The sequence below is a fragment of the Sphingopyxis sp. GC21 genome (assembly GCF_025727575.1).
Taxonomy (GTDB): domain Bacteria; phylum Pseudomonadota; class Alphaproteobacteria; order Sphingomonadales; family Sphingomonadaceae; genus Sphingopyxis; species Sphingopyxis terrae_A.
Map to the genome: position 1 here is coordinate 2,207,812 of NZ_CP095845.1, position 24,580 is coordinate 2,232,391.

Consider the following 24,580-nt stretch of genomic DNA (forward strand, 5'->3'; position numbering starts at 1 on the left):
GCGCGCGCCGCACTCTGCCCCGATCCCGAGGTGAACATCGGGAACAGGGAGACGTCGGATGAAAAGGCGAATTACAACACCCCTCCATCTTTTGCTGGCCGCCACCGCGCTCGTCGCGCCGGGGACGGCCTTTGCCCAATCGACGCCGCGCGAAGCCGAGCTCGAGGCCCGGCTGGCGAAGCTCGAGGCCGAAATGCAGAGCCTGCGCGCCGATCTGGCAAGCGCGCGAAGCGATCAGGCAGCGACCGCCGCCGTCGCGCAAGAAGCCGCCGCGAAGAGCGATGCCGCGGCTACGAAGGTCGCGGCGCTGCAGCCGCAGGCAGTGCAAGCGGCGCCCGCCGACGGTTTCCGTTCGGGCGCAACGACGATCAAGATCGGCGGCTTCATCAAGCTTACCGCGACGAACAGCCGGTTCAGCGAAGGCGAAGTCGCGACCAACTCGCTCGGCCGCGATTTCTATCTGCCGCAATCGATCCCGGTCGGATCCGGTCCGGCCGCTCGCGTGCAGGATTTCAGCGCCAAACAGTCGCGGCTGTGGCTCAACCTGTCGACCGATGTCGCGGGCCATGCGGTGAAGGGCTATGTCGAAACCGACTTTCAGACCTCGCCGGGTACGCAAGGGTCGCAGCGCACCACCAACGGCTATAATCTGGCGCTGCGGCGCGCCTATATCCAGGTCGACAAATTCACCTTCGGGCAGGACTGGTCGACCTTCCAATATGTCGGCGCGCTGCCCGAAAGCACCGATTTCGTCGGCGCGACGGAAGGCACGGTGTTCGTCCGCCAGCCGCTTGTCCGCTATTCGGCGCCGCTCGGCGGCGGCGTGACGCTCCATGCATCGATTGAAAATGCGGAGTCGGGAACCGCCACCCTCGGCGCCCCGGCGCTGATCGAAAACGGCGACGACAGCATACCCGACTTCGCGGTGCGGATCGCCTATGCAGGCAAGCTTGGCGAATTGTCGCTCGCGGGCCTCGCGCGCGAAGTGCGCGTTGCCAATGCCGGTGTCTCGGCAAAGAATTTCGGCTGGGGTGTCAGCGCCGCGGGCAAAATCTATCTTGCCGCCGACAAGGGCAGCGATATCCGCTTCATGGCGACCTATGGCAGCAATGCCGGCCGCTATGTCGGCCTGAACTTCGCGCCCGATTCGGTGTTCGACCCGGCGACCGGCAACCTTGCCGATGTTCGCGAGTTCGCCGCGCTCGCGGCGGTACGCCTTGCCGTGGCGCCGCAGCTCCGGGTCAACCTGATGGGTAGCTACCAGAATGTCGACTATGCGGGTTCGATCCCGCTCGCGACCCTGTCGGGGTTCAACGACAAGGCGTGGAGCGCGGCCGCCAACCTTTTCTGGTCGCCGGTCAAGAGCATCGACCTTGGCATCGAATATCGCCACGGTGAGCGCGAAATCGTGAGCGGCGCCAAGGGCCAGCTCGATCGCTTTGAATTTGCCGCAAAATATAGTTTCTAAACCGAACAGGGACAGGGAGAGGTTTCATGGCAACGGCATATGACCATTTGCCCAAGCATCACGAGGCGACGCAGAGCGAAAAGCTCGTCATCACCGCCTCGTCGCTGGGCACCGTTTTCGAATGGTATGATTTTTATCTCTACGGCCTTCTGGCCACTATCATATCGGCGCAATTCTTTTCGGGCGTCAACGAAACGACCGGCTTTATCTTCGCGCTGGCGGCCTTTGCCGCGGGCTTTGCGGTGCGTCCCTTCGGGGCGCTGGTGTTCGGGCGGATCGGCGATCTCGTCGGCCGAAAGAACACCTTTCTGGTGACGATGGGCTTGATGGGACTTTCGACGTTCGTCGTCGGCCTTCTTCCCTCCTATGCCACGATCGGCGTTGCAGCGCCCATCATGCTCATCGTCATGCGGCTGGTGCAGGGCCTTGCGCTCGGCGGCGAATATGGCGGTGCGGCGACCTATGTCGCCGAACATGCGCCCAACGACCGGCGCGGGCTGTACACCAGCTTCATCCAGACGACCGCGACGCTCGGCCTGTTCGCGGCGCTGCTCGTCGTCATCGGCACGCGCACGCTGATCGGCGAAGAAGCGTTCAAGGACTGGGGCTGGCGCGTGCCCTTCCTCGTTTCGATCATCCTGCTCGCGGTGTCGATGTGGATCCGCATGCAGCTTTCCGAAAGCCCGGTCTTTCAGAAGATGAAAGACGAAGGCACAACCTCGAAGGCGCCGCTGACCGAAGCGTTCGGCCAATGGAAGAATGCCAAATGGGTTCTCGTCGCGCTGCTCGGCGCGGTCGCCGGCCAAGCGGTGGTCTGGTACACCGGCCAGTTCTACGCGATGTTCTTCCTCGAAAAGATGCTGCTCGTCGACGGCGCGACAACCAATATCCTGATCGCAATCGCGTTGGCGATCGGCACGCCCTTCTTCATCTTTTTCGGCTGGCTGTCGGACAAGATCGGGCGCAAGCCGATTATCCTGGTCGGTTGCGCGCTGGCCGTCGTGACCTATTTCCCCGCCTTCCACGCGCTGTCCGAAGCCGCGAACCCGGCGCTTGCCCGGGCAGAGGCTTCGGCGCCGGTGACGGTGGTGACGAACGACGCCGACTGTTCGTTGCAGTTCGACCCCGTCGGCAAGAACAAGTTCGACGCCAAGAGCTGCGACATCGCCAAGGCCTTCCTCGCCAAAAACGCGATCGGCTATGCGAACGTCGCCGCGCCGGCAGGCAGCGTCGCGGTCGTCCGCATCGGTGCCGAAAGCTTTACCGCTCCCGATCCCGCCAAGGTAACGGGCGACGAACGCAAGGCCGCGATTACCGCTTTCCAGGGGCAGATCAAGGAGGCGCTGACCAAGGCGGGTTATCCGGCGAAGGCCGATCCGGATGCGATCAACAAGCCGATGGTCATCGCCATCCTGACCTATCTCGTCCTGCTCGTGACGATGGTCTACGGCCCGATCGCCGCCATGCTGGTCGAATTGTTCCCGAGCCGCATTCGCTACACCTCGATGTCGCTGCCCTATCATATCGGCAACGGCTGGTTCGGCGGCTTTCTGCCGACGACAGCCTTCGCGATGGTCGCGGCAACGGGGGATATCTACTACGGCCTCTGGTATCCGATCGTCATCGCCGCGCTGACGGTGATCGTGGGGCTATTGTTCCTGCCCGAAACCTTCCGCCGCAATATCGACGCATAGGCAGGCCTTTCGGCATGGACTGGGGAGGATGGCGGGTCGCGCATCCTCCCCTGATTTTTTCGCCCCTGATTTTTCGTGGCTTTGCGCTGGATCAAGGCATAATCGGACGCCGGGGCGCAAGAGGCACAGGCTCTTGAACGAAAGGCTCTCTCCCATGGACACGACGCTTCTGCTTCCCACCCGTTCCGGCATCGACGTGCTGGTGCGCCCCGCCACCGAAGCCGACGAGGCGGCGCTCGTCGATTTCTTCGACCGCGTCAGCGACGAGGACCGGCGCTTCCGCTTCTTTTCGGCCGGCGCCCACGTCAACCACCGCCAGCTCGAACCGCTGATCCACGCCGACCATTATCGCAGCGAAAGCTTCCTCGGCTTCGACGCGGCGAGCGGCAAGTTGATCGGATCGGCGCTACTCGCCTGCGATGCGGCGATGGACACCGCCGAAATCGCGGTGTCGATATGCAGCGACTATCGCGGCAAAGGCGTGGGCTGGGCACTGCTCGATTTCGTCAGCCGCGAGGCCGAACGGCGCGGCGTCCGGCGCGCGATTGCGATCGAGGCGCGCGAAAATCACGCCGCCATCGAACTCGAGCGCGAAAAGGGCTTCGCCCCCGAAGCGTTCGACGGCGATCCGACGCTGGTGGTTCTCGCCAAGACATTTCGATAAAGGACGACAGATGAGCGACGCCTACCGGCAGGCCTGGACCGACAGCATCACCGACCGCGAAGCCTTTTGGGGCGCGGCCGCGCGGGCGATCGACTGGGTGACGCCGCCGCAGCGCATCCATGATGCCGATGCGGGCTGGTTTGCCGGGGGCACGCTCAACACCGCCGCCAATTGCCTTGACCGCCATGTCGCGGCGGGGCGCGGCGATGCGCCGGCGCTCGTCTATGACAGTCCCGTCACCGGACAGGCGCGCCGGTTCACCTATGCGCAATTGCTCGAAGAAAGCGGCCGCGTCGCGGCGATGCTCAAGCGGCTGGGCGTCGGCAAGGGCGACCGCGTCGTCATCTACATGCCGATGATCCCCGAAACGGTGTTTGCGATGCTCGCCTGCGCCCGTATCGGCGCGATCCACTCGGTCGTTTTCGGCGGTTTTGCGGCGCTGGAACTTGCCAAGCGCATCGACGATGCCGCGCCGCGCCTGATCCTGACGGCCTCGTGCGGAATCGAGGGGAGCCGGCTGATCGCCTACAAGCCGATGGTCGATGAAGCCCTCGCGCTCGCCAGCCACCCGGTCGAGCATGTCGTGCTGGTCCAGCGCGATGCGCTTGCCGCCGATCTCCAGCCGCCGCGCGATATCGACTGGATGACGCTGCGCAGCGAATGTGCCGGCGATCCGATACCCGAAGCCGCGGTCATGGCGGCGAACGATCCGCTCTATATCCTCTACACCTCGGGGACGACGGGCACGCCCAAGGGGGTGGTGCGCGAACATGGTGGACATGCCGTCGCGCTCGCCTGGTCGATGGCGAATATCTATGGCATCGGCGCGGGCGATTGTTTCTGGGCGGCATCCGACGTCGGCTGGGTCGTCGGCCACAGCTATATCGTTTACGCCCCGCTACTGGTCGGCGCGACGACGATCCTGTTCGAAGGCAAGCCCGTCGGTACCCCCGACCCCGGCACCTTCTGGCGCACGATCGTCCGCCACGGGGTCAAGACCTTCTTCACCGCACCGACAGCGATCCGCGCAATCCGCAAGGAAGACCCCGACGCCGCCTTTCTGGCCGACATCGGGACGGGCGATCTTGAAGCGATTTTCCTCGCCGGCGAGCGCGCCGATCCCGACACCATCGCCTGGCTGGAGGAAAAGACCGGCCTGCCGGTGATCGACCATTGGTGGCAGACCGAGCTCGGCTGGCCCGCAATCGCCAGTTGCTTTGCGCTCGGCGACCTGCGGCGCAAGCGCGGGAGCGCCGGCTTTCCGGTACCCGGCTATGAATTCGTCGTGCTCGGCGAGGACGGCCAGCCGGTCCCCGACGGGCAGAGCGGCTCGATCACGATCAAGGCCCCCCTTGCCCCCGGCGCCTTTCGCACCTTGTGGAACAATCCGGTCGGCTTCGCGCGCAACTTCGAAAGCTTCCCCGGCTATTATGAGACGGGGGACGCGGGCCATTTCGATGCCGAGGGTTTCCTCCACATCATGGGCCGCACCGACGACATCATCAATGTCGCGGGCCACCGCCTGTCGACGGGTCAGATGGAACAGATCGTCGCGCAGCAGGACGGCATCGCCGAATGCGCAGTCATCGGCGCCGACGATGCGATCAAGGGGATGATCCCCGTCGCCTTCGTCGTCCCGCGCGCCGGAGCCGCGGATCCCGACACGCTGGTACGCATGGTCATCGCCGCGGTGCGCGCCGAACTCGGCGCGGTCGCGGCGCTCAAGACCGCCTATGTCGTGCCGCAGCTTCCCAAGACGCGGTCGGGAAAGATACTGCGCAACCTGCTGCGCAACATCGTCAACGGCCAGCATGTCGAATGCCCGCCGACGATCGAGGATCCGGGGGTACCCGCGATCGTCCGCGCAGCCGTCGCGGCGCGGTCAGCGCCCTGACATTGGAGAAAGACCGTAGCGTTCCGCGCCGATGCGGCGGCCGGACAGAAATGGCCGCTATCGTCGTCACACATCGCCCCCGCAGGCGCACGAAATCGCCGGAAACAGTTTCTTCGCAAGGACGCTTGTCTTCGCCACAGCACGCTGATAGAGGCGCCCATCGTTGCCGCTTTAGCTCAGTTGGTAGAGCACATCATTCGTAATGATGGGGTCACAGGTTCGAGTCCTGTAAGCGCACCACTATTCTCTCTAAGCAATCCCGACACATGCGGCTGAAAAGCCCTTTGCGTGGGCGCTTGATTGGGTCTTGTCCGGGACGCCTTTAGCAGCGTCGCGTTACAATTGGCCGCCTATCCTTTGAATTTGGCAACAAAGTCCGGGACACGCTGGAAAACGGGGCTCGCTGTGACCTCTTCAGCGAAATCTGCGATGGGGATGTTTTAATCCCCCAACCAATCCGCCGCGATCTCGCCCTTGTGCCCTTCCGGCGCGAGCGCGGCGCGGAGGGCTTCGAGCAGCGGGGGCAGCGCCTGCGTGAAGGCGTATGGCGGGTTGATGATGAAAAGACCCGCGCCGTTGTAGATGCCGGGCTGATCGGCATCGTACAGCCAATGTTCGACCCACAGGAATTTCGGGATACCCAGCCGCCTGAGCTGCTGCTTCCATCGCACATGCGCCGCGCGGTCTTTCAGCGGATACCAGATCACCGTTACGCCATGCGCCCATTTGCGGTGAGCGGCAGCGAGAGTGGCGGCGATCCGGGCGCGTTCATCCGTTTGCTCATAGGGCGGATCGACCACCACCACGCCGCGAGACGTGCGGGTCGGCAGCATCGCCAGCCACAGCTCATAAGCGTCGCGCTCATGCAAGGCCGCGGATGTGCCACGCATCGCGCTGCGCAGGGCCATGACGTCTTCGGCATGTTTTTCGTTGAGGATCAGAAAATCCTGGGGCCGCAATAGCTGCTCCAGAATGCGCGGCGAGCCGGGGTAGAGGTGCGGCTCGCCCCCGGCATTCACTGCCTGTACGGCGGCGCGGTAGTCGTCGAGCAAGGGATTCGCGTCGGCAAAGGCCCGCAGCACACCCTGCGCAGCCTCCCCGGTGCGTTGCGCCTGATCGCCCTTGAGATCATACAGCCCACAACCGGAATGGGTGTCGATCAGGGTCAGCGCGCCGGGCTTTTGCTGCAAGGCCCGCACGAGAGCGATCAGCAGGCTATGCTTCACGACATCGGCGCTGTTGCCTGCATGGAAGGAATGACGATAATTCATCAGAATTCAAAGCTCTGCGATCTGCTTTTCCATGAAGGGCTGCGCGCGGCGGCCGACCGCGAGACGAGTGACGCAATCGATCTGGGCCCCATATAGCGTCGGGCGGAAAGCATCAAAGTGCTTCTGCGCAAGACCTCAAGCCCGCGCTGCAGCAAATGACCCTTACCCACGGCGATATCGCCAGCGATCAATTCGAGGCGCTGGACCTTGGCGTCGCGAAACGACCGCCGCGGACTGGCGTCCCAGAAATAGTGCTGATCGAGTTCGAATGAGAGCTGTCCGGTGGGATGATAATCCCATTCGGGAAACCGAGGTGCGAACTCGAAGCCGAAGTCGTCGTCGTCATCCCAACCCCGCGGCGTTCGGCGCTTGGCCCAGTATCGCTCCTGCTTCTTTTCCCAAGCTTCGCGCTCTTTCTGCTCCTTCTCGGTCAGCACATGCTTCTCGCGCCGCGTTAGCTCCGTCACCGCGAAGCCGACGGTCTCCCCGTCGCAGAGAAAAACAGCGCCCTTCTCTCCTGCCCGGAGCGTGATGCCGAGAGCCTCTGCCGCCGCGACGATCCGGTTGAGCACCAGTTCGAAGCGGTCGATCGATCCGGTGTCAACCAGCGTAGGGATGATGCCGCTTCCGCTCGCTGCGACGAGGATGGAATCGGCGTCGGGTTTTGCTTTCCGAAGTTTCGCGACGGTGGCCGCGACTATCCGATGCGAGGGGACCTCGGCTTCGCTGTCGATCCCCGATGCCGCAATACGTGCCCGCTCGCGGGCAGCCGACATCACCTCCGACTCCTTGCGCAGCTCGCCGCTCATGATGCTGATCTTGGCTGCCGCGCCCTCCTTCGTTGGCGGCAGGGGCGTTTGCTCGACCGGCTTGCCGGCATGTTTCTTTGCCCACCAGCCGAGCGGAGGCTTGGGAATGTCGTGCTTCTTGCAAATCTTGTGCAGCGCCACGTCCGAAAGGAAAAATTCCTTGGCGAGCTGGGTCATCGGCTTCGACCAGACGAGGTCGTAGAATTCCTGGCGGCTGAAAGATTGGGACATCGCGCGGCTCCGGACCGTTGGGAAGACAGGATTCTGGGGTGGACGATATCCCCATGCCCGGCGCCGGAAATCAAACCCTTTCGGCTTCGAACGCGATCGCCGCACGCTCAGAAAACAATTGCCAGACGATGCTTGTCATCGCACGGCGGCGCTGCTAGTGGCGCCCCTCGTTGCCGCTTTAGCTCAGTTGGTAGAGCACATCATTCGTAATGATGGGGTCACAGGTTCGAGTCCTGTAAGCGGCACCAGCCAACTCATTGAAAATAAACGATTTTCTCGGGCCGCTTGGCACTGATCGCAACCTCTTGCCCCCGTGCAGCAGGGGGCGCAGCATCCGACCATCGTCAACCAACAGTTGAGGTGATGCCGATGTTGTCCGTCCGTCAGATCCAGTCGCTCCGCCCCCGCCCCAAGCCGTACAAGGTCTATGACGGGAATGGGCTATTCCTGCTGATCCAGCCCAATGGTTCGCGCCTCTGGCGCTTTCGATACCGACTCTATGGTCACGAACGCAGGCTGTCGCTCGGCAAGTATCCGAACGTGGGACTGAGGGCTGCGCGCGCGAAATGCTTCGACGTCCGCGACCAGCTTGCGGCCGGGATCGATCCCGCGGTCGCGAGGAGAAACGGAACCCCTGAGACCATCGCGGCATGCCGAGCCACCTTCCGGGCTGTCGCCGACGAATATATCGCCAAGATGCAGGCCGAAGGAAAAGCGCCGGCCACCCTCGCCAAGCTCCGCTGGTTTCTTGACCTGCTCGACCCGCATATCGGTGCCATGCCGATCGGCGGCGTATCACCGCACGACCTGCTCTCGGCTCTAAAGGCGATCGAGCGCCGCGGCCACCATGAAACCGCCGTCCGTACCCGCGGCTTCGCCGGACGGATATTCCGATACGCAATTGCGACCCTTCGCGCCGAGCATAATCATGCAGAGGTGCTCCGTGGTGCCTTGCTCGTCCCGCGGGTAACGCACCGCGCCGCGATCGTCGATCCGCGGCATGTCGGCGAACTGCTGAGGGCGATCGACCGATATTCTGCTGCGCCGCCTCGCGAAGCGCACGCACGAGGTCGGTTTCGCCGCTTCCGAACCCTATCTCGGTCCCGACACCGAGCAGAGTCGAAAGAGCGACGCCCTTGGCCGCGCACGATCGTGGCGCGAACTCGGTCCATGACGCGCTTGTCGGCGGCGGCATCGGGATCGTCGCGTTCGAGATCGGGCAGTTCGAGCTGCTGGGCCGGCGCGGACACTGGTGCCGGCCCCTCGATCGCGGGATGGCGCTGCTGCTCGAGCCCGCCATCATCATCGGCACCGGTGCGAGCGTCGGCAGCGAGGCGATCGTCGGCTTCGCGGACGAGCCCGCTCCAGTCGTCGGCCCGCGGCGCGGGCCGGTCGGCATAGCCGCCAGTCCCGAGGGCCGGAGGCGGCAGGACGCGTCCGCGAAAATTGCGATCCTCATAATAACGCAGCTTCCGGGCACGGATCGGCGCCATGCCCGAGACGAGAACCAATTCATTGGCGGGCGGCAGCTGCATCACCTCGCCCTGCGTCAGCAGCGGGCGCGCGGTTTCCTGCCGGCTGACCATGACATGCGCGAGCCAGGGCGCGAGGCGATGCCCGGCATAGTTGCGCATCGAGCGCTGCTCGGTCGCGACCCCGAGCGCATCCGAAATGCGCCGCGCGGTCCGCTCGTCGTTGGTCGCGAAGGCGATACGGACATGGCAGTTATCGAGGATCGCATTATGCTCGCCATAGGCCTTCTCGATCTGGTTGAGGCTCTGCGCGATCAGGAAGGCGCGCACCCCATAGCCCGCCATGAAGGCCAGGCTCGTCTCGAAGAAATCGAGCCGTCCGAGCGCCGGAAATTCGTCGAGCATCATCAGCAGCTGGTGCCTGCGGCCGCTCGCGCCGTCGGCGTCGAGCTTCTCGGTCAGCCGCCGGCCGATCTGGTTGAGGATGAGGCGGACCAGCGGCTTGGTCCGCGAGATGTCGGACGGCGGAATGACGAGATAGAGCGAGACGGGGTGATCGGCCTCGACAAGGTCGGCGATCCGCCAGTCGCAGCGCGAGGTCACCGCCGCGACCGTGGGATCGCGGTAGAGACCGAGGAACGACATCGCGGTCGAGAGCACGCCGCTGCGTTCATTCTCGCTCTTGTTGAGCAGTTCTCGCGCGGCCGAGGCGACGACCGGATGGACGCGCGGCGCATCGGCGCTGCCGAGATGATTGGTGGTCATCATCCGCCGCAGCGTCGCCACCAACGGCCGCTGCGGATCGGAGAGGAAGGTCGCGACCCGCGCGAGCGTCTTGTCTTCCTCGGCGTAGAGGATGTGGAGGATCGCGCCGACGAGGAGCGAATGCGAGGTCTTTTCCCAATGGTTGCGCCGTTCCGCAAGACCGGGCGCCAGTCGCCAGTGCGCCGCACCAACCTTCGTCGCCAGCCCGAGACCTTCGAGCTTCCGGAGCCGGCCCATGCGGATGGACTGACCGAAAGCCCCGCGCCCCTGCGAACTCACGAGGACACCGCTGTCGGCTTCGCGCAGCATGGCGCGGTCAATGCTGGTAAGCCGCTCCTGTTCGACCTCGGCTCGCAACCGCTGTTCGATAGCCGCTTCGGTACGCGGGCCGAGATCGAGATCGACCAGCTCAGAGGCGCGTTCGCGCAAGCCGTGGCTGATATAGTCGCGCGCGATGACAAGATCGGCCCCGCGCTCGTCCTTGCCGCGCACAATGATAAGGTCCGTGTCTCCTCCGCCGTCGCGGTAGATCGAGAAGTCTCTCACGCGGGCGAACCGTCCTTCGGCCGCCATGGTGACGACGACGGGCGCGTGGCGCGCTATGGTGTTCGCAACCTGCGCCTGCTTGAGCGCCGTGTCCGCCGCGAGGGCGGCGATCGCGTCTTCGTTGGCGTCGTTCCCTGACTCGTCGAGCGCGGCCTTGGCGTCGGCGAGATCTTTCTCTGCCTTGGCGAGCTTGATCTCTTCCTCGAGCTTCTCAAGCTTCGACTTGGAGTTGGCGCGGTCGGCCTCGACAACGGTCGAGACCTCCGCGGCCAGCGCGTCGAGCACGCCGACGACCGCTTCGCCAGCGGCCTTCTTCTGCTCGTAGCCGGCACTGGTGAGCACGCCGCTCTCGGCAAAGGTGGCCGAGAGGGCGCCGTTGGTGAACGCCTTGCTGTGGAAAGGCAGGAAAAAGGTGGTGTCGCGGTTTAGGAGCGTGACCGGTAAGGTCTTGAAGAGTTCGCCCTCCTCGACGCCAACCTTGGTACAGGGTCCGCCCTTGCACGCCCTCAGCACGGCGGGGACGCCGACGCGGTAGCGAACCCCTGCCTCCGGCCCCGGGTCGCTGGCATCCTTGAGACCGGTGTCGCCGGGCTTTCCGGAGGCGGCGACCGCCCTCGCCTTCGCGGGATCGACGAGCGCAGTCGTCGACTTGAGCTCGAGCCAGGTCGCGGCCTGCGCCGCGAGCCCCTCGACGCGCGTCTTGAACTGGTCGTCGGTTTCGAGAGGTTTGCCAGCGGCATCGACCTTGCGCGCCACCCATTTCGCGAGGGTGGCCGCGGGGATCGCGATCCCCCTGGTCGAGGCGATGACCGAGCTGGCCTCGGGGAACACGACGGTCGACGCGTGGCTCACCGCCTTGGTGCGCTCCTCGAGGAGTCCCTTCGCACTGTCGAGGTCGATCTGCGTCGCGACGACGTTCGAGATCGCGGTGTCGTGCGACTGCCGAAGCGAGCGGCTGATCGCGGCGCCGGCGCGGGTCACGCGTGCGCTCGACGCGTCGAGGTCGCGCGTAGGCGGCATGGACGTTCCGCCGGTCCACGAAGTCCGCCGGGGCAGCCGACCCGTAGGTGACGAACACCAGCGACGACACGAGCCCATCGAACGCGAACTCCTGCCCTTGCAGCCATTTCCCGTAACGATGGAGCTGGGTCGCCTAGAGGCTCGCGACTGGATCCGCGCAGGCCGCGCGTCACCGACAGCCGGGACGACGCCGCCGACGTCGCGGCGGGCCTCGAGCTCAACCATTTCCGCGACGTGGTACGGCAAGTGCTCTTCCAGGCGCTCCACGACGCCGGCGAACCCACTGCCGATCGATTACGGGAAATCGCGGGGAAGGAGGCGGAAGCCGCCGAGCTCGACGACGAAGAGCGCGCGATCGCGGACCTGGTCCAGCAACGCGACGCCTCGTGCTGGCTAGCTTTCATGATGGAGTCGCAGGGCGCCGCCAAGCAGGGACACCTCGAAAAGATCGCGGCTTACCTCGACCGGTACAGCTCTAGCGAGGCCATTGCCTGGGGGACACTGGTCGAGCGCGTACAGCAAAAGCTCCTGGCGCGCGGGATCAACCCGGCCGGCCCCGCGGCGTCGGAACAGCAGCAGGGTGGCGAGCCTTGGTGGCGCTACTTCGTGCCGCCACCGGGGCTCTCTTGGGACGCGCTGTCGCCCGAGGCCGCGAAATCGACGCGTGAACGGCTGGCAAGCCTCTTGTCCAATCACCTCGCCGGGGCGTTGTTCGACCGCGGCGGCAGGGACCTGGAATCGGTCGGCGTCGCCTATGTCGTGCCGACGGGCGCGCACGGTGCGCGGCTCGGCACGGACGACGAGAACGCGCGGCGCGTACTCGGCAACGTGCTGCGCGTACTTGGCCAAGCGAAGTATTTCGAGGGACAAGGAAAGAACTCGACTTCGACCGACGCCCCGAGGCCGCTGAGAGGCTATCTCGAGCGCGTCGCGGCGCTCCTCCAGCAACCCGTATCGGCCTTCTCGGAGGCCGTTCGCGTAGCTCTCCGTGATAGCGGGGTCATCAACGACAACTGGGTCATCCGCACGGCTCGTGCCGCGGGTCTCGGCATCGAGGTCCGCCCCGCCAAGAAGGACGACCTGTATGCCTGCACGACCTGCTCCAAGGTCACGGCCATTGTCTTCGTGTCACATGTCGGTGCCATCAATCGCCAGAAAGGACCGATAACCACCCGCCGCCATATGCCGCGCCCTGCTCACCAGCCGCCTGACCTGCGAGCGCAGCGAGTCGGAGGCGGCGCGCCAGTCCCGCGAAATCCGCTCTGTCCCGAACAAGCAGGCCGCGATTTCGCGCTGCGAAGCCCCGGCGCTCAAGGCGTCAGCCACCCGCAAAACCTCGATCAGCCTTTCCACCTTTCGCTCTCGAGGAAAAAGCGCTGGCAGGAATTGGCCCGTCCGGTAGAGACCCGCCAAGCGCCGAAGCGGGAGAACTTGCGCTTCGGCGTCGCAGCCGACAGACCCAATGAGCGCATAACGGAGCAGCACGGGATGTCCGGCTGCCAGGCTGCCCGCTTCGACATCGATACGGATCCGCCGATAGCCGTCGGATATGACCGCGTGCTCCTGGCCCTCGGGGTCGGTGACGACATAAAGCCAACGCCCGAAACGTTGGTGATCAAACCGGTCGACCGTCGCCGGATCGACCGGTACCGCGGAAACCGGCAGCGCGCCAGGATCGACGCACGCATCCCAGATCAGCCGTGCATCGGGAGATGCGCGGGCCGGATCCTCGGCGAAAGTGCAGGCCCCACTGCAGCGAGCCGGCCCTGCCCTTCTGGTCACGGGTCGCCTTGCTCGCCGAGGTGTACCAAGCGACATAGGCGGGATCGCGCCGCAGCCATTCCCACATCATGCCGGCGCGATCGATCCCGGTAAGCCGCCGATAGGGTGCCGGGTCGCGCCAGTCGGGTCGAGGCACCGGCGGCGGCAATCATTCCCCCGTGCAGATGGCGCGACGAGCGGACAAATCGCCCGGAAACAGGCTGTTGCCTCCCGAAGCGCGATTGTTACAATCGGGCCTCGTCCCAGCAGCGGGACTCGGCGGATACGGAAAGCCGCCTGCGGGTTCCCACGAGCAGGAAAGGACGGCCGCGAGGGTTCGTGCGGCTTGAGACGCCGCCTCGGGTCGATGTCGCGCATGAGAGACATGCGTGCGGAAATCGAATGGTTCGTGGATGCCATCGCACTCGTCCGCGATGCCGGTACGCTTGCGATGGTTCTCGGAGAGATGACAGGCCGGCTCGGCTTCGGGCATTTCGCGCTCACGCATCACGCCAATATCCTCGACGTGCCGCGCCCGATGATCCGCATTCACAACTACCCGGCGGGGTGGGTCGACTTTTTCGACCGGCGACGCCTCGGTTTTTCCGACCCGGTGCACCGCGCGAGCCACAAGACGAGCGCCGGCTTCCGATGGAACAGGATACCCGACCTGATCCAGATGACGCCCGGCGACCACCGACTGCTCGAGCTGGCGCAGGACCATGGGCTCGCCGACGGCTTTACCGTGCCCGCCAATATCGTCGGGGAAGCGACGGGCTCGTGCAGCTTCGCGTCGGGACCGGACCATTGCCTGCCGTCGGACGCCTTGCTCTGGGCACAATTTGCCGGGACCGCCGCGTTCGAGGCGGCGCGTCGCATATGGCTTGTGGACGTTGCTCCGCCAGGCCCCCGGCCCCAGCTTACCGATCGCCAGCGCGACTGCCTGATCTGGGCGGCGCGCGGCAAGACCGCGTGGGAGATCGGCCGTATTCTCGGGATCAGCGAAGAGACGGCGGTGCGCCATCTCAAGCAAGCCCGCGAAAGATATGGGGTCGATAAGCAGACATCATTGCTGATCCTTGCCCTGTTCGATGGGATCATCAGCTTCTCCGACATCTTCGGGCATTGATATGCCCATTTCTGGGAATAGCGTGATCGCGGCCTGAACCCGACCCTCCCGTGCACACGCAAGACGGGAGTTTCCAACATGCTGCATCTTACGGAAGCCGATTGTTCCGCGACAGAAGATGATGTGCTGCGCGCGATGTTCGCAGCGCGCAAGGAGGTGTTCGTCGACCTCCTCGGCTGGGACGTTCCGGTCCTTGCCGACCGGTACGAGGTCGACCAGTTCGACGACGAACATGCGATCTATCTCGTCGTGACCGACCCCGCGGGCGGGCATCTTGCCTCGGCGCGGCTGCTGCTGACGACGCGGCCGCATATCCTCGCCGATCTCTATGCGCCGCTCTGCGACGGCAATGTCCCGCGCGGCCCCGGCATCTACGAGGTGACCCGCTTCTGCCTCGACCGCCATATCGGCGCGAAGCAGCGGCGTTTCGCGCGCGACCGGCTGGTCATGGCGCTCGCCGAATTCGCGCTCGCCGAGGGTATCGAGCGCTACACCGGAGTCGCCGAGACGGGTTGGCTCGAGCAGATTCTTGCCTTCGGCTGGCGCGCCGCGCCGCTCGGGCGCCCCCGCCCGATCCGCGGCAGAAGGCTCGGCGCGCTGGCGATCGAGATCGATTCCGACACGCCGCGCCTGCTCGCGGAAGCCGGCATCCGAGCGAACCCGGCTCAAGTCGAGACACGGCCACAGGCACGGGCACAGGAGCCGCATCATGCGCTCTGACCCACTGCAAGCCGCCGAAGCCAACCTCGTCCGGTGGTCGGCCGAGCTCGCGCGCGATGGCTATTGCATCATTCCCGATGCGGTCCCCGAAGCGCTGGTGCGGCAGCTCGACGCGGACCTGCGCCCGGACTTCGAGACGACGCCCTTCTGCGAGGGCGGCTTCTACGGCGTGCGCACCAAAAGGTTTGGACGGCTGCTCCGACGCTCCGTGCTTGCCGATGCGTTCGTGCGTCATCCGCTCATCCTCGCCATCGCCGAGGAACTGCTCGCGCCATGGTGCGACCGCATGCAGCTCAATCTGACGCAAGCGATCGCGCTTCATCCTGGCGCGCTGCCGCAGCTTCCGCACCGCGACCAGGACATGTGGCGCGGCGCGATCGGCGAAACAGAATATCTGGTCAACGTGATGTGGCCGTTCACCGACTACCGCGCCGACAATGGCGCGACATTGCTCTGGCCGAACAGCCATGGCGCCGCAGCGCTCGCCGATGCGCCGATACGCGATCCCGTCGTCGCCGAGATGGGACCCGGCTCGGCGCTGCTTTTCCTCGGCTCGACGCTGCACGGCGCGGGCGGCAACGAAAGCAACGATATCCGCCGCGGCATGATCGTGAGCTACTGCCTCGGCTGGCTCAAGCCCTATGAGAATCAATGGCTAGCCTATCCGCCCGAGGTCGCACGCGGATTCGACCCCGAACTCGCCGCGCTCGTCGGCTATCGCCAGCACCGCCCCAACCTCGGCAATTTCGAGGGACAATGCCCCTCGATCCTGCTCGGCGACACCGTCCCCACGCGAATCGGCGCGATCGACGCCTTGCGTCCCGACCAGCAGGACCTCGTCACCGCCTATGTCGCGGACCAGCGTCGGCGGCCATGAACGCCGGCGTGACCTCGGAGCGGGTGTATGAGGCGCTCAAGGCGCGCCTCCTCGCCGGCACCGTCCCGCCCGGCGAGCGGCTCGAGCCGAAGAAGCTCGCCGCGCTACTCGCGAGCAGCGTGTCGCCGGTGCGCGATGCGCTACACCGGCTCGCGGGCGAGCATATCGTCGAGATGCGGACCGCCGAAGGATTCCAGCTGCCGCTCGTGACCGAGCCGGCCCTGCGCGATCTCATCCAATGGAACGGCGAGCTTCTGCGGATCGCGCTGCGGCGCTGGCCCGCCGCGGCGTCGCGGGAGATCGAGCTACCACCGCCCGAAGACTATGCGGCGCGCCTTCGGGCGCTGTTCGGCATTGTCGCTGCGCGCTCGGGGCTCACCGAACTCGCCCGCCAGGTCGAGGCGGCGAGCGACCGGCTCGCCGTTTCGCGCGCGGCCGAAAGCCGGGTCGCGGCCGACGCGGGGGGTGACCTCGCCGAGATCGACGCCTTGATCGAAGCGGGCGATGCACGGTCGATCGCGCGGCGTATCGACCTCTATCACCGGCAGCGCATGGCGCTCGTCCCGGCGATCGTCGAGACGATCTACCGGCTCGCCTGACGCGCCCGCTATAGCCCGTCTACATTCGGCATATCATCGGCGTATAAATTTCGGATAGCCGCCCCCCTTTCCTAGGCTTCCCGGTGCCGCAATCCCGCGGCATCGAGGAGAAACCTCATGAAACCCGGCTATGAACCGTCCGACCTGATCGATCTCGGCGCCGCCAGCATCGAGACGCAGGGCCCGCCCGACCTGCAGATCGAGTTCAGCGCCTTCACCCAGGTGCGCGACGGCATCAGCGACGAAGACTGATGATGGCGCGGGCGGGCCCCTTGCCCGCCCGCGTTTGGGGGATACTCCAAATGCACAGCCTTAGAATTTGCCCCGGGATCTCGCACCGGGGTTTCGCCGACTGCGCGATCATTCTCGACATCCGCCGCGACCGCTACTGGAAGGTCGATGCCGGAGCCGCCTTTGCGCTCGACTGGATCACCGGGCGCCGGTCCGGCCCAATCGACATGGGAAGCCTGGTCAGGCTTGAACAACTCGGTCTTGTCGACTGGCGACCAGCCGACGAAATGGACATTCACCCACGAGAGCCCGCGATTCCGCGGAGGAGTGCGATCGAAGGTGATGCGCGGCTGCCTGGATTTGATCTATTAGAGGCCATCGAGGTCGCGTGCCTGGTCTTCGCCGCGCGCCGGGCGCTTCGCCGCCATTCGCTCTATTCTATCCTCTGGCAGGTCCAGGCTTCTCGCACGGTAGATATATCAAGCGGGGAAAGCGCCGACCTCGCTCGGCGCTTCGACCGATATCGTCGCCTTGTTCCGCTTGGAAATCAATGCCTTCCCGATACGCTCGCCTTCCTACGATTTTCGGGTCGTCGCGGCTGTTTTCCAACGCTCATATTCGGTGTCGAGGCATGGCCATTCGCCGCGCATTGCTGGGCGCAATCGGACGATCTCGTGCTCAACGACGTCCTCGACCATGCCCGCGCCTTTTCGCCGATCCTCGCCATATGAAGCCCGCCCGCTTCCTTGCGATCGTTGATCCGGGCGCTTCGAGCGTCGGCGCGAGGCGCAGGTCCCGGGCAACCAAACAGCAAGGCCTCCTTCCCGTCTTTGATAGCGGTCCGCTTTCCGTCTTTGTCACGGCCGAAACGCACGTAGTCAGAGCAGGAAACCAAGGCCTTGTCATCGGCGATCTTTTTCGTGCTGGCATGTCGTCGAGAGTGACCAGCCTGGACGGAGACGAGACCCGCGCCGGCGAGCCAATAGCGATGGATAGATACTGGGGCGACTATGTTGCCTTCGCCGCCGCGGGCGAGGGTAAGGGGCCCCTCTCCATAGCCCGGTCGGCGTCGGGCGGCGTACATGCCTTTCGCGCGCGGTTTGGCCCGATCCTCTGCATCGCCTCGGATATCGAACTGTTGATCGATCCAACGATGCAACCGCCAAAGATCGACTGGGCATTCGTCGCACACCACCTTGCCTTCATGCACCTCCATTGCGCCGGGACCGGCATCGTCGGCATCGACGAGATCCTGCCCGGCGATTGCTCGATCGAGCATGACGGGTCGTCCGAGCGCCGCTCTCTATGGACTCCCTGGATCTTTACGGCCCATGACAAGCACGCGCCGAGCTTCGCAGATGCTACTGCAAGGGTGCGCGGTGCCGTGTTGAAGGCGACCGCGGCGCTGGTTCCGCCGGACGAAACCGTGTTGCTCGAACTATCCGGCGGTCTCGACTCCTCGATTGTCGCCGCAGCGCTGGCCGCGGTGGGACGCAGGGCGATCGCGGCCAACCTGGCAACTCCGGGACCGGAAGGCGATGAGCGCCACTATGCACGCGCTGTCAGCGAAAAGACCGGGATCGCGCTCCTCGAAGCGCTGATCGATGGAGAAATCGACCTTACCGAGGTGGGACGGCGCTTGGAGGCTCGGCCGGGGATGCTGGCGATTTTGCGGCTCGCGGACCGATATTTTGCCGAACAGGGCCGCGACCACCGCATCGGTGCCTTCGTCAACGGCACCGGGGGCGACTGCGTCTTCTGCTCGCTCGGGACCGCAGCGCCGGCGACCGACCGGTTGAAAGCCCATGGCCCGTTCACCGGATTTGCCACGACGGTGCGCGACGTCGCGCGGGTGCATGGGGACAACATCTGGAATGTCACGCGTATGGCGCTCCGCCGTCATTGGCGCCGGCCGCCCCTTCCCGCCTGGCGGCGAAACCAGCTTTTCCTGAACGACGACTGCCTGCCCGCTGCGCCAAGCTACCATCCCTGGCTCGACGCGCCGCCGGATACGCCTTCCGGAACCCGTGCGCACGTCCATGCGATCGTCGCTTCCTATGCACATCTCGACGGCTATGGCCGGCACGCCGTGGCACCGTCGCTCTTTCCGCTGCTGTCGCAGCCCGTCGTCGAGGCCTGTCTTTCGATACCGACCTGGCTATGGGTAGCGGGCGGCCGCGACCGGGCTGTCGCGCGGGCCGCGTTCCGGACCGAGCTGCCGCGGATCGTCGCGGAACGGCGTACCAAGGGCGGTATGGATGCCTTTTGCGCGCACATGTTCGAGATCAACCGCATAAGGCTCCGGCCCTTTCTGCTCGACGGCCAGCTCGCCGCTGCCGGTTTGCTCGACTGTCGCGCAATAGAAGCCTATCTCGCGCGCCCCTTTACCAACCGCGACCAGCTCTTCTATCAACTGCTGCCAATCGTCGATGCCGAGGCCTGGGCATATGGCGTTACTGCCGCGTCATCTTGACCCAGATCCGCGCATCGCTTGCCAGCGCCTATATTGCTCGGCCTTGGCCGGGTCCGGATCGACATAGCCCTGCAGCCAGAATCGGAACCAGTCGAGGTTGCGCTCGTAGATCGCCAGCTTGTGCCTCGGCTGGTACTTGAGATGGGTCTCCTCGGGAAAAGCCCATAGCTCGACGGGTTTGTGCGCCTGGCCCAGCCTCGCTGCCAACTCGACGTTGAAGCGAAACTCGCGTTCGGGAAGCTGCATCAGCAGCGGCGCGTGTATCTTGTCGGTCGAGAATGTGGGCGAGAGCATTTCCCAGCGCGCGGGATCGTCTTCCGGGCGCCCGATTCCCCAGACTTGCTTGAGGATCGGCGAGATCTGGCTGCCCGGCAGGGCGTTGAACCAGTAATAGGTAGGAGAAAGCAAGGTATTCCCGATCGAGATCGCCGAGAGCAGGTTGCTGTTCTGGGCGACCCACATCGTGGTTTCGCCTCCGAAGCTGACCCCGCCCATGCCCACGCGCGAGCGATCGACGATACCGCGATCCGCCAATATCCGGACAGCCTCGCGCACTCCTTCATGGCCGATACGATATTGCTCGACCGGGTCCATCAAGCCGGCCCGCATCGCGACGCGGTCGATGCAGAGAACGGCCATGCCCGATGCCGCAAGTTGCCGGAGCGGGAACTCGTCGCCAATACCCCCGCGCAGGTAACCCTCGCAGAGATAATAGGTGACGAAGAGAGGCAAAGCGCGGCGATTGCCTGCCGGCAGCATCAGTTGCCCGGTGAATTCCTGCCCCGACAAGCCGGACCATCGCATCGGCTCGAACTGTAACGTACCGGGCCGAACCAGGTCATGATTGGGATTCGCGAGCGTGGTTACCACTCCGGAGGAGATCGCGACGCGAACGAGGCGCGGCGGCGTGTTGGCGTCCGCCACGACGCAGTAAATCGCGTCGACATCGACGGCGCACCCCGCCCGGTCACGCCCGCCTCCCCATCGCCCGGCACCCCCGCCGATCCGGCGGACCTTATCGTCCCTCGGCGTCCACAGCTGGAAGGCTTGCCCGCCTCCCCGATCGGTGGTGGCGAAGACGACCGCGTCGCGCGCGCCCTGCCAAGCGATCTTGCCGATCCGCAGCTTGCATGAAGACTGCGCGCAGGCGATCGAGCGACCATTCGGCCGGACGATCGAGAGACGCGAAGCAAAATCCTCCGCAGTGACACGAGCATTGCCGCGATGATCTCCGGACCGCGCTTCGTCGGTGACGGGACGCGGGTTTCCGATATCCGGCGTGCGGGGCGGGTCGGTGACCCGCGCCGCTTCCGACGGCGTTGCGTCGCGCACGACGCCGGTGCCGAGATCCAGCGCGCGATAGGTCAAAGGCGCCCCCGCGAGCAAGTGCCCGAACGTAAACCATCGGCCCGAGAATCGATCGCTGCCCTTGCGACCTTCGAGCAGCGCCCCCCGAAAGAGCTGGCGCGCCGGATCGACCGTGGCATCGATCAGCACGCCGTCATCATATTCGCGTCGTTCTGCCTCCTCGACCGCCGCGCGGGTCGCACCGACCGAGTACAGGATCGTCCCTGGCTCCGGGCCAAGCGCGAACCGTCGGACATTGGAGGCGTCGCGGGTCACAGCTTCGCTCTTCGAGCCGTCGACCTCGGCGCGCCAAACCTGCACCTCGCCCCCCGCGACCTTGCGAAAGAGAATGGCACGCCCGTCGTGCGTCCAGACCGGCGGCTCGGTTGCCAGTTCGCCATCGCGCCTTTCGCCCTCACCGGCGTCGGCGACCCTCCGCGGCGGCGCCGAGCCGTCGGTCGGCACGACATACCAGCCAAGTTCGAAATCGTTCGCGGCGACCGATGCGTGCTCGATACGGAAAGCGAGCAAATGCCCGTCGGGCGAGACCGCGATGCTCGACATATCGGCAAGCTCGATGGTTTGGCGCAGTGTCGGCCCAGCCTCGACTGCGCTCGCCGTGAGCGGGGGCGGACCGGCCCGCCCGGCGTCGACCGTTCCTTCGCTGACCGGACTAGCGACTAGCAGCGTGATCGCCGGGAGCACGCCGATCACCATGTCTTCACCAGTTGCAGCGCGAAGAGGCGGCCCACCGGGCTCGCATTGTCGGGATCATATCCCGATGCCGAGAAGATATTGGCATTTTCGACATAGGGTGGTTTGCGATCGAACAGGTTCGATACGCTGAGCGCGATCCGCGTACCCGGCAGAATCTCTTCCAAATCATAGCCGAGCTGCAGATCGACCGTGGTCCAGCTCGATACCCGTGCCGCCGGCACGACCGCGGTGTTGCGGTAGTCGTTCACATAGTTGGCGAAGGCGGCCAGGTTCCAGGGACCGTTCGACAGGTTGAAGCGGCCGCGCAGCCTGAGATCGACGGGATTGCCGGTCGTCGACACCACGTCTTCGGCGGGCGCGGTCGGGGTGATCCGCTGGCGCTGCTTGAAAATCCATGCCCCGCTGACACCTGCCGATATGGCCGTCTGCCCCGCGGTGAAGGCGTAACCAAGGTCGAAGTCGAGCCCGGTCATATGCACCGAGGAAAGGTTGAGCGTGCGCCCGTCGACGATTGCACCGATGGCACCCGCCGGGATGCCGAACGGATTGCGAAAATTCTGGTCGCCATAGTAGCGCGCGAGAAGCTCGGCCGGCGGATTATCGCTGATCAGCGAGCCGTAGAGGCTGCGATTGCCAAGAAACGACATATAGTCGGTCCCGAGATTGGCGATCCGGTCGCGGTAGCGGATATCGAAATAGCCGATATCGAGCTTGAGGCCCGGCAAGCTCGCCGGTGCATAGACCGCGCCGAGCGTCCAGGTATCTGCCTTTTCGGGTCCCGTGTCGGGATTCGAGCCGATCAGGGCCAGGACGTTGGTCGAGCCCGTCGGCGACGCGGGATCCGGAACGGGAAGCGGTATGTAGGCGGCGGTCCCGGGCCCGGTCCGTATGTCGGCAAAGCTCGGGGCGCGAAACGAGGTCCCCCAACTGCCGCGAAGCGCGAGACCGCCGCCGATCTTCCATGTAGCCCCGATCTTGGGATTGGATGTGGTGCCGAAATCGCTGTAGCGCTCGATACGGGCCGCCAGCGAAACGTCGAGCGCCTCGACCAGCGGAACCGACTGACTCGGCCCAACCAGCGGCAGTGACAGCTCGGCATAGGCAGCCTTTACCCGGCGCGCGATCGGAAATCCGGCCGATCCGCCATCGACCGGTTCGGGCGAGAAGTCGAACGTGACCGAGCGCGCGTTGTAGCGCTCCGAGCGGAGTTCGCCGCCGATGGCGAGCCGCGCCGACCCGCCCGGCAGCGCGAACAAGGGCCCGTCGAGTTTGAGGGCCGCAGCGCGAACGCGCGACGTCCCATCGGTTTCCCGGAATCCCCGGACGCGCTCGATCGTCGCGCGCGGGGTGAAGGAGCCATCGCCGAAGAGATTATAGGCGGTCGCCGGGTCGGGATCGGCAAGTGCCTGCGCGAGGCGAACATAGTTGGGGACGTTGTCCGTGCGGTTGCGCTCGCGCTGGACACCATAGGACCCGCGCAGTTCGGCGCGCCATTGCCCGAGGCTTGCCTCAAGCCCGGCATTGGCACTCCACGCCCGGACATCGGCACGCCGCGTCTCCGGCCCCAAATCCTCCGTAAAATCATAATTGACCCTGACCGGCCTCCCCGTCCCGATCGGGTCGACGTAGAAGGGATTGGTCACCGGCACGACGATATTGCCGTAGTTGTCGGGCGTGGTGCGGACCTCGCTGTGACGCACCGCGTAAAAGCCCTGCGCCGTAAACCGGAGCCAGGGCGCGAGCGACTGGGTCAGCGACGCAAAGGCGGCATGCCGTTTCTGCTTCGGCAGGATATCGCTGCTCGCGCGCCCGTCTGAAAGATTGGGTTGCCCGGTAAGCAACTGCCCCGGCGTCAGCCGCGTGCCGTCCTGCCCGCGCGGGATGCCATAGACCGACCCGTCGGCGGCGATGATCGTGCCGGGATTGGCGAAGCTCTTGCGATAGTCCGGGCCGCCGAACGGCCGCAAATCTTCGGTGACATAGTCGCGGTCCGATGCGGCGAGATTGCCGCGCTCATAATATTCATAACCGAGGGTCAGATGGCCGCTCGACCAGCCGGCACCGACAATCTGGCCGAGCTGCCATTCTTCGAACCCCTTGGCCGACCCGAAGCGGGCCCGCGTCTCCGCCCCTTCGAAATCGTTGCGGAGCCGAACGTTCACCACTCCTGCCACGGCATCGGAGCCATAGATGGCCGACGCGCCGTCGGCGAGCACCTCGATGCGGTTGATGGCCGAGGCCGGGATCAGCGAAAGGTCGACGAACATGCCCGACACGCCCCCCAGCGCGACGCGGTTGCCGTCGATCAGCGTGAGCGTCGAGGTCGATCCGAGCCCGCGCAAATTGACGCCCGAGCCATAGCCGAGATTGGCATTGCTGTTGCCGCGAAGGGTAAAACCGATCGTCCCCTCATTCGGGCCGCCGCCGAAATTCTGGGGCAGCGCCTGAACGATCTGCTGCGTCGTCGCGTAGCCGCTCTGCTCGATGTCGTCGCGGTCGACCGTGACGACGCGCGCGCCTGCAGGCGCCGTGCCGCGAATGCGGCTGCCGGTCACGACGATATCGTCATCGGCGCCCACGGTGCCATCGACTGCGGCCGCAGCCTGCGCGCGCCGCACCGCGAGCCCGCGCCCCACGCGAACAACGGTCAAGTCGCTGCCGCGCAGAAGCAGCGCGACGGCTTCTTCGAGGCTATAGCGCCCTTCGACCGCAGGGGCAGTCCGGCCCTCGACGAGATCGGATGCTACGCTGACGTTGCGCCCGAATTGCGCCCCGACCGTACGCAGCGAGGCGCCAAGCGATTGCCGGGGCAGGCGCACATCCTGCCGCGCCTCTTCGCGTGCCAGAACCGGTGCGGAGGCCAGCGCCGCCGCCGAGCCCATCAAGAATATC

Annotated in this window: 17 protein-coding genes, 2 tRNA genes and 2 pseudogenes; 14 read left to right on the plus strand and 7 right to left on the minus strand. The window is 65.3% G+C overall.

The genetic code is table 11. The features are described 5' to 3' along the window. Positions 1–58 precede the first annotated feature (58 nt). The 5 genes from MU856_RS10650 to MU856_RS10670 all read left to right on the plus strand — a co-directional run bounded on the left by MU856_RS10650 (position 59) and on the right by MU856_RS10670 (position 5,960). Positions 59–1,468, plus strand: a complete 1,410-nt coding sequence (locus MU856_RS10650) for a porin (RefSeq protein ID WP_263587525.1) — start codon at positions 59–61, stop codon at positions 1,466–1,468. A 26-nt stretch (positions 1,469–1,494) separates the two neighbouring features. Then, positions 1,495–3,162, plus strand: coding sequence for an MFS transporter (locus MU856_RS10655; RefSeq protein WP_263587526.1), 1,668 nt, complete (start codon positions 1,495–1,497; stop codon positions 3,160–3,162). A gap of 154 nt (positions 3,163–3,316) precedes the next feature. Continuing rightward, positions 3,317–3,826: a GNAT family N-acetyltransferase gene (locus MU856_RS10660; protein WP_263587527.1), complete on the plus strand. Its 510-nt coding sequence runs from the start codon at positions 3,317–3,319 to the stop codon at positions 3,824–3,826. Positions 3,827–3,836: 10 nt separating this feature from the next. Then, a complete protein-coding gene (locus MU856_RS10665) occupies positions 3,837–5,720 on the plus strand; it encodes an AMP-binding protein (RefSeq protein ID WP_263587528.1) in 1,884 nt (627 codons plus the stop codon). 165 nt (positions 5,721–5,885) lie between these two features. Further along, positions 5,886–5,960, plus strand: a tRNA-Thr gene (locus tag MU856_RS10670). A gap of 200 nt (positions 5,961–6,160) precedes the next feature. On the opposite strand, the gene MU856_RS10675 is transcribed toward MU856_RS10670, so the two are convergent. Both MU856_RS10675 and MU856_RS10680 read right to left on the minus strand, forming a co-directional pair. After that, the gene (locus MU856_RS10675; protein WP_263587529.1) at positions 6,161–6,991 is read right to left on the minus strand and encodes a 23S rRNA (adenine(2030)-N(6))-methyltransferase RlmJ; all 831 of its coding nucleotides are present in this window, start codon (positions 6,989–6,991) and stop codon (positions 6,161–6,163) included. Further along, positions 6,991–8,031: a hypothetical protein gene (locus tag MU856_RS10680; RefSeq protein ID WP_263587530.1), complete on the minus strand. Its 1,041-nt coding sequence runs from the start codon at positions 8,029–8,031 to the stop codon at positions 6,991–6,993. Before MU856_RS10680 ends, MU856_RS10675 begins: the two co-directional genes overlap by 1 nt. Positions 8,032–8,203: 172 nt before the next feature. Here MU856_RS10680 and MU856_RS10685 point away from each other — a divergent pair. Both MU856_RS10685 and MU856_RS18750 read left to right on the plus strand, forming a co-directional pair. Continuing rightward, positions 8,204–8,279, plus strand: a tRNA-Thr gene (locus MU856_RS10685). 121 nt (positions 8,280–8,400) lie between these two features. Then, positions 8,401–8,922, plus strand: a pseudogene (locus MU856_RS18750) (tyrosine-type recombinase/integrase); the annotation flags it as partial. 263 nt (positions 8,923–9,185) lie between these two features. Here MU856_RS18750 and traG read toward each other — a convergent pair. From traG to MU856_RS18760, 3 genes and pseudogenes are all read right to left on the minus strand, one after another. Next, positions 9,186–12,059, minus strand: a pseudogene (traG, locus tag MU856_RS18730) (IncP-type conjugal transfer protein TraG); the annotation flags it as partial. Positions 12,060–12,962: 903 nt separating this feature from the next. Then, positions 12,963–13,319: a DUF2285 domain-containing protein gene (locus MU856_RS18755; protein WP_412072788.1), complete on the minus strand. Its 357-nt coding sequence runs from the start codon at positions 13,317–13,319 to the stop codon at positions 12,963–12,965. A 130-nt stretch (positions 13,320–13,449) separates the two neighbouring features. Beyond that, entirely contained in the window at positions 13,450–13,686 is a 237-nt protein-coding gene (locus MU856_RS18760; RefSeq protein WP_412072829.1) for a transcriptional regulator domain-containing protein, read from the minus strand. Between the two features lie 285 nt (positions 13,687–13,971). On the opposite strand from MU856_RS18760, the gene MU856_RS10705 reads away from it, so the two are divergent. The 7 genes from MU856_RS10705 (at position 13,972) to MU856_RS10735 (ending at position 19,624) form a co-directional block, all read left to right on the plus strand. Next, positions 13,972–14,724, plus strand: coding sequence for a helix-turn-helix transcriptional regulator (locus MU856_RS10705; protein WP_263587533.1), 753 nt, complete (start codon positions 13,972–13,974; stop codon positions 14,722–14,724). A 78-nt stretch (positions 14,725–14,802) separates the two neighbouring features. Beyond that, positions 14,803–15,444, plus strand: coding sequence for an acyl-homoserine-lactone synthase (locus MU856_RS10710; protein ID WP_263587534.1), 642 nt, complete (start codon positions 14,803–14,805; stop codon positions 15,442–15,444). Then, on the plus strand, positions 15,434–16,321 hold the full coding sequence (locus MU856_RS10715) for a phytanoyl-CoA dioxygenase family protein (RefSeq protein ID WP_263587535.1): 888 nt from the start codon (positions 15,434–15,436) through the stop codon (positions 16,319–16,321). Before MU856_RS10710 ends, MU856_RS10715 begins: the two co-directional genes overlap by 11 nt. Continuing rightward, positions 16,318–16,920, plus strand: a complete 603-nt coding sequence (locus tag MU856_RS10720) for a GntR family transcriptional regulator (protein ID WP_263587536.1) — start codon at positions 16,318–16,320, stop codon at positions 16,918–16,920. Before MU856_RS10715 ends, MU856_RS10720 begins: the two co-directional genes overlap by 4 nt. Positions 16,921–17,037: 117 nt before the next feature. Then, positions 17,038–17,172, plus strand: a complete 135-nt coding sequence (locus MU856_RS10725) for a benenodin family lasso peptide (protein WP_263587537.1) — start codon at positions 17,038–17,040, stop codon at positions 17,170–17,172. 50 nt (positions 17,173–17,222) lie between these two features. Further along, positions 17,223–17,882 carry a lasso peptide biosynthesis B2 protein gene (locus MU856_RS10730; RefSeq protein WP_263587538.1) on the plus strand — a complete coding sequence of 220 codons (660 nt, stop codon included), beginning with the start codon at positions 17,223–17,225 and terminating at the stop codon, positions 17,880–17,882. Next, complete coding sequence (locus MU856_RS10735; protein WP_263587539.1) at positions 17,879–19,624, plus strand: asparagine synthetase B family protein; 1,746 nt, start codon at positions 17,879–17,881, stop codon at positions 19,622–19,624. The genes MU856_RS10730 and MU856_RS10735 overlap by 4 nt, the downstream gene beginning before the upstream one ends. Here MU856_RS10735 and MU856_RS10740 read toward each other — a convergent pair. Next, the gene (locus MU856_RS10740) at positions 19,616–21,688 is read right to left on the minus strand and encodes an Atxe2 family lasso peptide isopeptidase (RefSeq protein WP_263587540.1); all 2,073 of its coding nucleotides are present in this window, start codon (positions 21,686–21,688) and stop codon (positions 19,616–19,618) included. The two genes, MU856_RS10735 and MU856_RS10740, sit on opposite strands and share 9 nt — an antisense overlap. Beyond that, the gene (locus tag MU856_RS10745) at positions 21,682–24,570 is read right to left on the minus strand and encodes a TonB-dependent receptor (protein ID WP_263588981.1); all 2,889 of its coding nucleotides are present in this window, start codon (positions 24,568–24,570) and stop codon (positions 21,682–21,684) included. Before MU856_RS10745 ends, MU856_RS10740 begins: the two co-directional genes overlap by 7 nt. Between the last annotated feature and the right edge of the window lie 10 nt (positions 24,571–24,580).

What these genes read in the sequence shown, in the direction of transcription:
- MU856_RS10675 (WP_263587529.1), bottom strand. Translation starts at nt 6,991, where the DNA reads ATGAATTATCGTCATTCCTTCCATGCAGGCAACAGCGCCGATGTCGTG.
- MU856_RS10740 (WP_263587540.1), bottom strand. Translation starts at nt 21,688, where the DNA reads ATGGTGATCGGCGTGCTCCCGGCGATCACGCTGCTAGTCGCTAGTCCG.
- MU856_RS10735 (WP_263587539.1), top strand. Translation starts at nt 17,879, where the DNA reads ATGAAGCCCGCCCGCTTCCTTGCGATCGTTGATCCGGGCGCTTCGAGC.
- MU856_RS10720 (WP_263587536.1), top strand. Translation starts at nt 16,318, where the DNA reads ATGAACGCCGGCGTGACCTCGGAGCGGGTGTATGAGGCGCTCAAGGCG.
- MU856_RS10680 (WP_263587530.1), bottom strand. Translation starts at nt 8,031, where the DNA reads ATGTCCCAATCTTTCAGCCGCCAGGAATTCTACGACCTCGTCTGGTCG.
- MU856_RS10730 (WP_263587538.1), top strand. Translation starts at nt 17,223, where the DNA reads ATGCACAGCCTTAGAATTTGCCCCGGGATCTCGCACCGGGGTTTCGCC.
- MU856_RS18760 (WP_412072829.1), bottom strand. Translation starts at nt 13,686, where the DNA reads ATGATGTGGGAATGGCTGCGGCGCGATCCCGCCTATGTCGCTTGGTAC.
- MU856_RS10665 (WP_263587528.1), top strand. Translation starts at nt 3,837, where the DNA reads ATGAGCGACGCCTACCGGCAGGCCTGGACCGACAGCATCACCGACCGC.
- MU856_RS10650 (WP_263587525.1), top strand. Translation starts at nt 59, where the DNA reads ATGAAAAGGCGAATTACAACACCCCTCCATCTTTTGCTGGCCGCCACC.
- MU856_RS10745 (WP_263588981.1), bottom strand. Translation starts at nt 24,570, where the DNA reads ATGGGCTCGGCGGCGGCGCTGGCCTCCGCACCGGTTCTGGCACGCGAA.
- MU856_RS10710 (WP_263587534.1), top strand. Translation starts at nt 14,803, where the DNA reads ATGCTGCATCTTACGGAAGCCGATTGTTCCGCGACAGAAGATGATGTG.
- MU856_RS10715 (WP_263587535.1), top strand. Translation starts at nt 15,434, where the DNA reads ATGCGCTCTGACCCACTGCAAGCCGCCGAAGCCAACCTCGTCCGGTGG.
- MU856_RS10655 (WP_263587526.1), top strand. Translation starts at nt 1,495, where the DNA reads ATGGCAACGGCATATGACCATTTGCCCAAGCATCACGAGGCGACGCAG.
- MU856_RS10725 (WP_263587537.1), top strand. Translation starts at nt 17,038, where the DNA reads ATGAAACCCGGCTATGAACCGTCCGACCTGATCGATCTCGGCGCCGCC.
- MU856_RS10705 (WP_263587533.1), top strand. Translation starts at nt 13,972, where the DNA reads ATGAGAGACATGCGTGCGGAAATCGAATGGTTCGTGGATGCCATCGCA.
- MU856_RS10660 (WP_263587527.1), top strand. Translation starts at nt 3,317, where the DNA reads ATGGACACGACGCTTCTGCTTCCCACCCGTTCCGGCATCGACGTGCTG.